The sequence below is a fragment of the bacterium genome (assembly GCA_027622355.1).
Taxonomy (GTDB): Bacteria; UBA8248; UBA8248; order UBA8248; family UBA8248; genus JAQBZT01.
The window spans coordinates 1-10435 of the sequence record JAQBZT010000074.1 but is presented as its reverse complement, the minus strand read 5'-3'; the positions used below and the strand labels follow the sequence as shown (position 1 = coordinate 10435).

At 64.2% G+C, this 10435-nt stretch carries 8 protein-coding genes, 1 tRNA gene and 1 pseudogene; 4 read left to right on the top strand and 6 right to left on the bottom strand.

The features are described 5' to 3' along the window. Both hemE and O2807_06145 read right to left on the bottom strand, forming a co-directional pair. Positions 1–777 (bottom strand): uroporphyrinogen decarboxylase (hemE, locus tag O2807_06150; GenBank protein ID MDA1000083.1); only part of this gene is annotated, 777 nt, incomplete at its 3' end. A 110-nt stretch (positions 778–887) separates the two neighbouring features. Next, the gene (locus O2807_06145; protein MDA1000082.1) at positions 888–1751 is read right to left on the bottom strand and encodes a hypothetical protein; all 864 of its coding nucleotides are present in this window, start codon (positions 1749–1751) and stop codon (positions 888–890) included. A 191-nt stretch (positions 1752–1942) separates the two neighbouring features. Between O2807_06145 and O2807_06140 the strand changes: the two genes are divergently transcribed. From O2807_06140 to O2807_06130, 3 genes are all read left to right on the top strand, one after another. After that, positions 1943–2016: transfer RNA gene (locus tag O2807_06140), tRNA-Cys, on the top strand. A 155-nt stretch (positions 2017–2171) separates the two neighbouring features. After that, positions 2172–3914: an FAD-dependent oxidoreductase gene (locus O2807_06135; GenBank protein MDA1000081.1), complete on the top strand. Its 1743-nt coding sequence runs from the start codon at positions 2172–2174 to the stop codon at positions 3912–3914. A 25-nt stretch (positions 3915–3939) separates the two neighbouring features. Next, complete coding sequence (locus O2807_06130) at positions 3940–4347, top strand: PPOX class F420-dependent oxidoreductase (GenBank protein MDA1000080.1); 408 nt, start codon at positions 3940–3942, stop codon at positions 4345–4347. Positions 4348–4368: 21 nt separating this feature from the next. Here O2807_06130 and O2807_06125 read toward each other — a convergent pair whose 3' ends face one another. Together O2807_06125 and O2807_06120 are read right to left on the bottom strand one after the other, a co-directional pair. Beyond that, entirely contained in the window at positions 4369–4752 is a 384-nt protein-coding gene (locus O2807_06125; GenBank protein ID MDA1000079.1) for a response regulator, read from the bottom strand. Positions 4753–4869: 117 nt separating this feature from the next. Then, positions 4870–7854: pseudogene (locus O2807_06120) on the bottom strand (GAF domain-containing protein). 848 nt (positions 7855–8702) lie between these two features. Here O2807_06120 and O2807_06115 point away from each other — a divergent pair. After that, the gene (locus O2807_06115; GenBank protein ID MDA1000078.1) at positions 8703–8927 is read left to right on the top strand and encodes a sulfurtransferase TusA family protein; all 225 of its coding nucleotides are present in this window, start codon (positions 8703–8705) and stop codon (positions 8925–8927) included. 31 nt (positions 8928–8958) lie between these two features. On the opposite strand, the gene O2807_06110 is transcribed toward O2807_06115, so the two are convergent. Both O2807_06110 and O2807_06105 read right to left on the bottom strand, forming a co-directional pair. Further along, a complete protein-coding gene (locus O2807_06110; GenBank protein MDA1000077.1) occupies positions 8959–9441 on the bottom strand; it encodes a biotin/lipoyl-binding protein in 483 nt (160 codons plus the stop codon). After that, positions 9438–10435 (bottom strand): hypothetical protein (locus O2807_06105; GenBank protein ID MDA1000076.1); only part of this gene is annotated, 998 nt, incomplete at its 5' end. The genes O2807_06110 and O2807_06105, both read right to left, overlap by 4 nt.

Sequence of the window (10435 nt, the reverse complement as noted above, 5' to 3'; positions counted from 1 at the left end):
CAGCTCGGGGAGGAAAGACCCCGTCCCGGTCCCGAAGTGAATCACCGGGGTGCCGGGCCGGATCCCCTCGATCAGGGCGCGGCTGTGCGGCTGGACGAACGTCTTGTAGTCCTCCGGCCCGAGGCAGCCCACCCAGCTGTCGAAAAGCTGCACCGCCTGGGCACCGGCCTCGATCTGCGCGTTCAGGTAGGGGATGAGCCCGCGGACGAGCTTCTCCATCAGGGCGTTCCAGGCGCCGGGGTCGGCGTACATGAACCGTTTGGTCTCGGTGAAGTTCCGCGAGCCGCCCCCCTCGATCATATAGGCGGCCAGGGTGAAGGGCGCCCCGCTGAAGCCGATCAGGGGGAGCCCCGCCGGAAGCGCGGCGCGCGTCTGGCGAATCGCTTCATAGACAAATGAGAGAGAATCGGGCGCCGCCACCTCGAGCCGATCGAGGTCCTTCGCCTCCCGCACCGGATTGTGGAGTACCGGGCCCTCCCCCTTGGCGTACTCGAGCTCCATCCCCATGGGGCGGAGGATGAGCAGGATGTCGGAGAAGATAATGGCGGCGTCCACCCCGAGCACCTCGGCCGCCGTGACGGTGGCCTCGGTGGCCAGATCGGGCCGCTCGCAGAGCTCGATGAAGGACACGCGGGCGCGGAGCTCGCGGTATTCCCTCATGTAGCGGCCGGCCTGCCGCATGATCCAGATCGGGGTGTAGCCGGCTGCCTCTCCGCGGCAGGCCCGGAGAAAGGGAGCGTTCTCGATCGAATGATTCAGCGCCTGTGCCTTGGCCATCTCGCCTCCTCGATGGGAACACACGAAAGGCCCCCGCCGCGGAAGGAGCCCAAGGCGAAGTGTAAACGAAACGGGGGAAGACGCGAAGGCACGATCGGGGAAAGCGCCCGCTAGCGGCCCATGGATTTGGGGAGTGTCTCCCCGGCGATCCATTTGAGAATGCCGCTCACCGCCTCCTTTTCCACCCCGAAAAAGCCGTGGGCGGAGAAACCCATGCATTGGGGCGACATCGGGGTGTCGCCGCCGGTGACCGTCAGGAAGAAATTCCGCGGGTGATTCGGCAGCCTTTTGAAATTCGCCTGGGCCGCGCCGTACTCGGTGACCTGGCATCCATCGGCGTCGTGGTGAACGAAAAGTACGGGGCGGCGGACTTTCTCCAGCGGAAAATGCATCACATCGTTCATCGAGGCGGTGTGGACAAAACCTTTAATGGGCAAATCGGTCATCACGGTGGAAAGATAGCCCGTCGAGAGCGTTCCCCGGCTGGTTCCGACAAGATAGATGTTTTTGTGTCCCTCCCCCGTCAGAAATTTCACGAGCCCTTCGATGTCCTTCCGGTGCGCAGGGCTTCCCCGGAACTCATCTTCCATGCCGCTTTTCTGATCGGAGGGCACGTTCACAATCACCGCCGTATAGCCCGCCGTCGCGATGCGGTGCGCCGTGCGGACGAGAAAGTTGCCTCCAAGGCGGAGTGTTGTTTTCTTCTTCTTGAGCCGGTAGCCGACGCCATTCCCGCCCGGAAAAAGAAGGAGAGTCCCTTTGGCCGGACCCTCGCGCTGCACAATGACCGCCTGTTGGGTCACGCCAGGCCGGGTGGGAACTTCAAGAAGCCGCCAGTTGAGGCGGACACCGCCGCGGACCTCCTCGCCGAAGCGCACATCGCGCTTGTGAAAAGTCCCTCGCGCCGGAGACGGAAGCCCGGCCGCAACGCAGAGCACACAAAAAAAGACCGCTGCGAAAATCACCCGCCGCATTTCATGCCCTCCGGACAATCCCCGAAACGAGAGTTTCCTGTTTTTCTGGATGATTATTATGCATACTTATATCAAATTTTCTTCGAAAGGCAGGGCTTTTTCTCCTCCCCTGTTTCTAGACGAAAGGGGGACGATACGATATAAAAGGCATCCCCGGAGAGTGGTGGCTCCGCTTTCCGGTCTTTTCACCCGGCGCCATAGCCAAGCGGTAAGGCAGAGGACTGCAAATCCTCCATCCCCGGTTCAAATCCGGGTGGCGCCTCCAGCGCTCTTCCGGGAGAGGCGCCTTCGCGGGCCTCTCCTTTTGTTTGCGGATCACAGGATCCTTCCGCGGCATTGCACCCAATTCAACAGGGGTGGTAAATACTGAAGGGTCATCCCCGCATACCTCGCTGTTTTCCTGAACGCATGGGAGCGAAAATGGCTTCGCGCGGCAGCTACGACGAGCTTTCCTGTGAGGTGATGGTCATCGGCGGCGGGGTGGCGGGCATGCTCGCCGCCATCGAGGCCCGGGCGCAGGGACGCCAGGTCTGCCTCTTCACAAAGGGGACGTTCCCGGCGGGCAGCTCCTCCATGGCCCGGGGAGGCTACGCCGCCGCGCTGGGCCACGCCGATCCCAGGGACAACCCCTTCGAACACTGGAAGGACGCCATCGCCGGCGGCTACGGCATCAACAACCAGCGGCTCGCCCGCATCATGGTCGAAGAAGCGCTCGAGCGCACCTACACCATCGATTCATGGGGGCTCGGCCTCGTCAAGGTGGGAGAGGACAAATACTCGCAAAAGCACAACGCAGGGGACACCTACGCCCGCTTCGTTCACTGCGTCCGCATGATCGGAAAGCCCCTCATGGCGACGCTCTCCCAAAAGGTGAAGGATGTCGGCGTCGAAATCCACAACAACTCCTTTCTGGTGGATTTCCTTCAGGACGATGGCGGCCGGGTGATCGGGGCCTGGGGCCTCCGGCACAAGGAGGGGCGCCCCTTCGCCGTCCGGGCGGGCAGCACCATCCTCTGCTCGGGCGGGGCGCCGCAGCTCCACAAGGTGAATGACTCGCCTCCCCAGGTCACGGGCGATGGCTACGCGATGGCGCGGCGCGCCGGGGCCGAGCTGATCGACATGGAGATGATCGACTACCAGCTGATGACCGGATGGCCCGAGAAGCTGGCCGGCTATCCCCCCTACAGCACCGGCTTCATCCGGGCGGGCTCGCGCCTGCTGAACCGAAACGGCGAGCGCTTCATGAAGCAGTGGAACCCCGACGCGCCGGAGGCCGCCTACGAAAAATCCGGCCGTTCGCTCATCAACCGGGGGGTGGGCTTCGAGATATTCGAAGGAAGAGGCACCGATCACGGGACGGTCTATCTCGACGCCCGCGAGGTCATTGACGCGGTGGGCCCGGAGGTCGAGCCCATCGTCCAGGCCTTCAAGAACGCGGGCGTGGACATCCAGAAGGAGCCCATCGAGGTCTGCAGCGGCCCACACACTTTTCTGGGCGGCTTGAAAATCGACGAGAACGGACACACCACCCTTGAGGGCCTCTACGCCGGCGGTGAGGCCGCCGGCGGCATTCACGGCTCCAACCGCCTGGCAGGCGCCGCGCTGGCCGACAGCTTCGTGTTCGGCACCCGCGCCGGGCGTGCGGCGGCCCAGGAGAGCCCGGGGCCGCCTTCGGGGGCGGCGCCGAAGAAAGCCTTGGCGGACGCTCTTGCGGGCCTCGATCGGCGCTTCTCCGCCCGGGGCGGCATAGCACCCGCCGAGTTCCGCCTCGCGCTGCAGGACAACGTCTTCAACAATCTGGGACAGGTCCGCACCGGCGATCGGATCGCGCAGGGGCTCGCCCGCCTCGAGGAACTCCGCGATATCGCACGGGCCGTCCCAATCGAAACGGACGAGACGCGCAAGCGCTGCCAACTGGCCATGAATGTGATTGAAACCGAAAACCTGATCGATGTGGCGGCCATGCTCGGGGCGGCGGCGCTCATGCGCGAGGAAAGCCGGGGCGGCCACTTCCGCAAGGACTTCCCCGAGCAGGACGATGAGAACTGGCTCTGCAACATCGTGATCGCGGCGGGCGAGCGGCCGGGAAAACTGCAGACCCGTAAGTCGCCGGTCGTCACCGAGTCTTATCCGCCGCCACAGACCGAGGTGATGGGCGCCTGAGCCGCCCGCCTCAAAAGGAGAAAAGATGAACGAGAATGCAGCGAAGATCCCCGAGAGCCACGCCGCCCTGCTCAAGAGCAAGGCGCTGATCCATCTGGCCACCGTCATGAAAGACGGCTCCCCGCAGGTCTCACCGATCTGGTTCAGCACCGAAGGCGAGCTGATTCTGCTCAACTCGGCCAAGGGCCGCCTGAAGGACCGCAACATGCGGCGGCAGAACAAGGTGGCCCTCGCGCTGGTCGATCCCGACAATCCGTTCCGCTATGTGGGAATCCGGGGAACCGTGGTGGAAATCACCGAAGAAGGCGCCGAGGCGCACATTGACCGGCTGGCGAAGAAGTATCTCGGGCTCGACACCTATCCACACCGCAAGGCGGGCGACGTGCGGGTCATCTACAGGATACGGCCCGATAAAGTGCACACCATGGGCTAGCCGCCCGCCCCCGGGCGAGGGTCAGGAATTTTTCCGCTCTTCTTCACGCGCCTTTTCCCGCCGCGACGCGAAAACGGCCTCAATCGCCTGGCGGAACTGGGATATGTTCACCGGCTTGTTGACGAAGCCCTCGGCTCCCGCCTTGAAGGCGCGGACGCGGTCTTCCTCAACGGCCTGCGCCGTCACGGCGATGATGGGAATCTCCGCCGTCAAGGGATCGGCCTTCAGCTTTTCCGTCGTCTCGAATCCGTCCATGACCGGCATCCGCAAATCCATCAGGATGAGGTCGGGGCGCATCTCGCGGGCCTGCGCCAGCGCCTCATTGCCGTTATAGGCCGAATGAACCTTCGAGGCGCTCCTGAGAAGCGCCCGCATATACTCGTGGGTGATTTCGATGTCATCCACCACCAGCACGGAGATGTCCGCCCAGGGCTCGAACAGGCGCGGCGAGAGTTCGTCCGCCCGCCGCGGAACGGCGAAGGGCGCCCCCGCCCCTTCGAGATTCGCCCGCTTCGGAAGGCTGAAGGTAAACGTGCTCCCGCGCCCCAGCTCGCTCTTCACCCAGATCCGCCCGCCGTGCATCCGCAAAAGCGCCCGCACGATGCTGAGCCCGAGGCCGAGGCCCTCGCCGCTCCTGCGGTGGCCCTTCTGGAGCTGCCGGAACCGCTCGAAGACCTTCTCGGTCTCATCGGGCGCGATGCCGATCCCCTCGTCCGCGACGCTGACCAGTATCTCGCCCGCCTGCCGCCGGGCCTGAATCCGAATCGAGCCGCCCTCGGGCGAGAATTTCACGGCATTGTCAACGAGATTGCCGATCACCTGGCTGACCCGTGTGGGATCGCAAAACACATCGCCGCATTCGGGGTCGAGATCGCTCTCCAGATACAAGCCCTCCGGCAGCGTCGGGCGCCGCGACTCGATCGCCCCGATGATCAATTCGTTGATCGGCACCTCATCGAGCGTAAGACGCACCTTGCCCGCCTCGATGCGGTCGAAGTCGAGAAGATCCTCGATCAGCCTTGAGAGATGCTTGCCCGACTGGTGGATCATGGAGATCAGGCGCTCCGCCTTCTCGTTCTTCGGGTTCATCATGAGGATTTCGCTGAATCCGACCACCGAGGTCAGCGGGGTCCGCAACTCATGGCTCACGTTGGAGAGGAAATCGCTCTTGGCCTGGTTGGCGGCCTCGGCTTCCTCCTTGGCGAGGCGCAGCGCCTCCTCGCTGCGTTTTCTCTCGCTGACATCGCGGACCAGGGAAAGGAAGAGCTTCTCGTCTCCCAGCTCCAATGTTACGAGATGGACCTCGACCGGAAACGTGGAGCCATCCTTGCGGCGGTGAACGCCCTCCAGCGTCACGGTCTCGCCGGAAGGGATATTTTCCCATCTGATCGCTCTCTCTTTCCGAGCCGCTTTCATCTCGACGTCGAACACGGAGAGAGCCAGAAGCTCCTCCCGGGTGTAGCCGAGCGCCTCGCAGGCCTTCTGGTTGACGTCCACGAAATTTCCGTCTCCCTTGTGAACGAACAGGGCGTCGGCCGCGAACTCGATAAACTTCCGGAAGCGCTCCTCGCTCTCCCGGAGCGCGCGCTCGGCTTCGATGCGCTCGGTCAGATTCTTGTGGATGGCGGAGACGGCGATCACCTTGCCGTCTTCCTGCTTGACGGGAGAGAGCGTCGCCGAGACGGGGATTTCCTTTCCTTCTTTCGTCAGCATGTGGGCATCAAAAGTCATCGTCTCTCCGGCCTAGCGGACGTGCCTTCCCAGTTCGATGACCTTGTCCCGCTCCCGCTCCGAAAACAGGAAGCTGACTCTGCGGCCCACTGCTTCTTCCGCGGTGTATCCGTAAAGCCGCTCGGCGCCCGTGTTCCAGAAAATGACGTTATATTCCATGTCCGCAATCATCACCGGGTCCGCCGTATCGCCGACCACGCTGTGCAGGAAGTCCCGGTTCCGTCTGATTTCGTCATGGAGTCTGGCATTCTGGATGGCGACGGCCGCCTGATCCGCAAAAACCTGGGCCAAGGCGATGTCGCCCTGCGAGAAGGGACGCACGTCTTTCCAGAAAAAATTCAGCGCCCCGAAAGGCTTGCCCTTGTCCATCAGCGGAGAGATCAACAGCGACCGGAAGCCCTCGATTTTCGGAATCTCGGACGAAAACGGATAGCGCGGATCGATCTGGGTATCGGAGATGTAAATCGGCTGGTTCGTCCGCAGCACCTGGAAGGTGAGCGTCTGATCGAAACGCTCGAGCATCCGGGCCTGGTGGCGCTCGGATATCTCTCTCGAATAAATGAACTGCACATCTCCCGAGCCGGAATCGCACGTGATGAAAAGCATCCGATCCGCCCCGAGGAGCTTCGTGCTCTCCTCGTCAATCCGCTTCAGCAGATCGGAAAGGTGCAAATCGGTGGTCAGGGCCTGCGCCGATTTCTGAAGGCTCTCCAGCTCGGCGATCTGATCTTTCGCCTCTTCATGGAGGCGGGCGTTGTGAATGGCGATCGCGGCATGGCCCGCAAAAATTCCCAGAAGCGTCAGATCCTCCGGGGCGAAAAAATCCGGCCTCTCGGACATGACATTGATTGAGCCGATAACGCCGCCCGGATAGGAAACCGGCTGAACCAGGAGAGCGCGAAACTCCTCCCTGGGAACCCATTCCCAGGAAACATCCTCCCAGCGCGGGTCGGTCTGCGCGTCGGCGATGATTTGCGGGCGCATCTCCCGGAGGGTCCAGCCCGTGACGCTCTGGCCGAAGGATAGCCGCATCTCCGGCGTCAGCGGCGGCGGAAATCCCCCGTAGGCGGCCTTCAGGACGAGGGACTCGTGCCGCTCGTCCAGCACGAACACCCGGGCGTGATCGGCATCCAGAAGCTTCGCCGCGGCCTGGGCGACGCGATCCAGAATTACGGAAAACTCCATATTTTCCGTGACCATCTGTGTGAGCTCGTTCAGCGTCTCCATCCGCCGGGCGCGGGTCTCCGCCGTGTGGTAGAGCGCGGCGTTCCGCAGCGCGGGGGCAATCTGGCCCGCGATGGCGAGGAGCAGATTCACCTCCTCCATGCCGAAGGCATCCAGCCGGGTCCTGGAGATGGCGATATGGGCAATGGGCGTCTCATCGCGCAGCACCGGAACTATCAACAGGCTCCGTAGGCCGGCCTCCCACAACTCACGGGCGCGGATATGGCCGGAGTTGCGAAGGTCGGAAAAAACGCGGTAGGGCGCCCTTTTCAAATAAATCTCGTCCAGGAGTTCTCCCTGCTCGGGCCGGAGCCGCTCGCCGTATACCCCGAGCGGCAAATCCGATTCGACCCGCCAGGCGCTGAACTTGCGGCCCACGGGATCAAAGCTGGCCAGCAGGCAGCGATCGCAGGGGATGGCCTGGCGAATCTCCCGGACAATTTTTTCGAACAACTCCTCCGGCTCCAGGATGGATGCGGTGGCCGCCGCGATCCTCCGGGAAACCGACAAATACCCTTCCTGCTCGAAAGAGCGGCTGCGCTGGCGGATCATCATCCACACCACTCCGATCAAAAACAGATAGCCCGCCGCCCCGAGCGCGATGCTGACCACCCATATCCGGGAGCTGCTTTCGCGAAAATCCCCGACCAAAAAATCGGGGGTAACGTAAATCTCGGCATAAAGATCCGGGAGGGTTCCCGGCTCCCGCGTCCCCCACCAGAGCGGCACGATGACCTCGAGCAAAACCGCGGATTCGCTCCCCGGCCCAAGGCTTTCGTGGTCCAACACGCGAAACGAATGCACAAACTCTCCCCCGCGCGCGGAGGGAGGGATATTGTTGACGAGGCCCTTTCCCATCATCTGTTCACGGGAGGACCAGGCCAGCTTCCCCTCCCGGTCCCAGATGTGTATCGCCACAAGCCCCTCTTCATCCCGGAAGAACTCTTTCGATTTCAGTATTTCAAATGCGGCCGCCGCCGCCGGGGAGGAAGGCTCGATAAAAGCGGCTGCGATATTCAGCTGGCGGAAGATCGCGCGCCGGATGCGCAGCGCCTGCCGGTACGCCTCGGCCCGGACCGTGGTGTTCCACGCCACCTGCGTCGAAAACCAGCCGCCCGCAAACGTCAGGAGCGCAACAAAGACCAGGCCGACCACCACCACCATGGCGAATGGCTGGCGGAGCCGCGATTTCATGTTTTTTCCAAAAAACGGCACGGAACCTTCTCCCCTGGAAAAACAGTCTCTCTGGTATATTATAAGGGCCTGCCGGGGGATGCCAAAGCCCGCTTCCTTGCAGCTTTTTCCGCAAAAACGGACACATCGTCATGCCCAGGCCCGCCCGCCCGGCCGGGAAAAGAAAAAAACTGAGCCTCCGCCTTGCACAGAAAGGAGCCCGCTTCATGGCATCAACCATCGAGATCAACCTGCGGGGGCAGATCTGTCCCGACCCGCTGATGCAGGTGCAGGAGGAAGCCCGCCGCGCCGCCGCGGGAGACACCCTCCTCATCTGGGTGGACTATCCGCTGGCGGTGGAGAACATCGGGAACTGGGCCGAGGGCGCGGGCCACGCCATCGAGGTCAAAAAAGGCCATGGCGAGTGGGAGGTCCGCGTCACGCTCGCCTGAAGGATGCGGAGGCACCGCAAAAGACCGGGCTTCACCCACCCTGTGCCGGTGGCTTGAGCTCGATCAGCGGCTCCCCCGGCCGGATGCGATCGCCCGCCGCGACGAAGACCCGCACCACCTCCGCCGCGGCCTCCGCCCGGAGGGGATGCTCCATCTTCATCGTCTCCGCCACCAGAAGGACATCGCCCGCCGCCACCTTGTCCCCCGCCTTGACCCGCACTTCGAGCACCCGGCCGGCCATCTCCGCCCGCAGGGGGCCCGCGGTTTGCGCCGCGGCTCTCCGGCGCCCGCGGGAGAAAACCGCCCGCCGCCCCTCGAGCCAGACCTCGACCTGATCGCGGCGAATTTCGACCGCCGCCGTATACTTTTGGCCATCAACCTCGAACAAGAGCAGATCGCCCTCCCGGCCGATCAGGCGCACCTCATGCGCTTCGCCATCGAGGGAGACCGAGAAGTCCCCATCCCCCCGGGGCGTCACGCGCGCCGCCCAGTCCGCAAAGCGGAGCGAACTCATGCCATCCCTCCCGGCAGCCAGCGCCCCGGCGCATCCCAGGGGTCGGGCCCATCATCCATCTCCGCCTCATCCCGATCGGGGCGGGGCCGGACCGCGGTTTCAAGATGGAGCGCGAGGGCCGCCGCCAGCTTCGCATGGGGGAGAAGCGCCGCCGGAAAGGGAGGGGCCAGCACCTCGGGGTGGCGCGCGATGAAATCCGTCGCGATTCCTCCCGCGCGGAAGGCCGGATGGGCGAGGACCGCGGAGAGAAAATCCTGGTTCGTGCGGACGCCGGTCGCCTTCAGGTCGGCGAGGGCGCCGGAGAGCCGCCCGAGCGCCTCGGTGCGGTCCGCTCCGTGGCAGATGATCTTCGCCAGGAGCGGATCGTACTCCGGCGGGACATCGCAGCCCGCCGCAATTCCCGCGTCCACGCGGACCCCCGCGCCCGCGGGAGGAAGCCAGCTGCGCACCCGGCCGCTCTGCGGCAGAAAATCCCGCGCCGGGTCCTCCGCGTAGAGGCGTGCCTCGGCGGCGTGGCCCCGGAGGCGGACATCCGCCTGCGCGAGCGGCAGCCTCTCCCCGGCCGCGATCCGAAGCTGAAGCTGCACCAGATCGAGGCCCGTCACCATCTCGGTCACCGGGTGCTCCACTTGGAGGCGCGCGTTGATCTCGAGGAAATAGAAATTCCCCGCGCCATCGAGCAGAAATTCCGCCGTCCCCGCCCCGCGGTATTCGAGCTTCGAGAAAAGGGCGCAGGCAGCCTCGAGAAGCCGGGCCCGCACCTCTGGCGCAAGACCCGTCGCCGGGCTCTCCTCGATCACCTTCTGGTGGCGCCGCTGGAGGGAGCACTCCCGCTCCCCGAGATGGAGGACGCCCCCCTTCCCGTCGCCGAGCAGCTGCGCCTCGATGTGGCGCGGCGCGTCGAGCCGCTTTTCGAGATAGATGCGATCGTCCCCGAAGGCGAGCCGCGCCTCGGCCGCCGCCGCGCGGCAGGCCTCGGCCATCTCCTCCGCGC

Bases quoted from the DNA above. Each gene is read 5' to 3' on its own strand.
- O2807_06145 (MDA1000082.1), bottom strand. From the start codon at position 1,751: ATGCGGCGGGTGATTTTCGCAGCGGTCTTTTTTTGTGTGCTCTGCGTT.
- O2807_06135 (MDA1000081.1), top strand. From the start codon at position 2,172: ATGGCTTCGCGCGGCAGCTACGACGAGCTTTCCTGTGAGGTGATGGTC.
- O2807_06130 (MDA1000080.1), top strand. From the start codon at position 3,940: ATGAACGAGAATGCAGCGAAGATCCCCGAGAGCCACGCCGCCCTGCTC.
- O2807_06115 (MDA1000078.1), top strand. From the start codon at position 8,703: ATGGCATCAACCATCGAGATCAACCTGCGGGGGCAGATCTGTCCCGAC.
- O2807_06110 (MDA1000077.1), bottom strand. From the start codon at position 9,441: ATGAGTTCGCTCCGCTTTGCGGACTGGGCGGCGCGCGTGACGCCCCGG.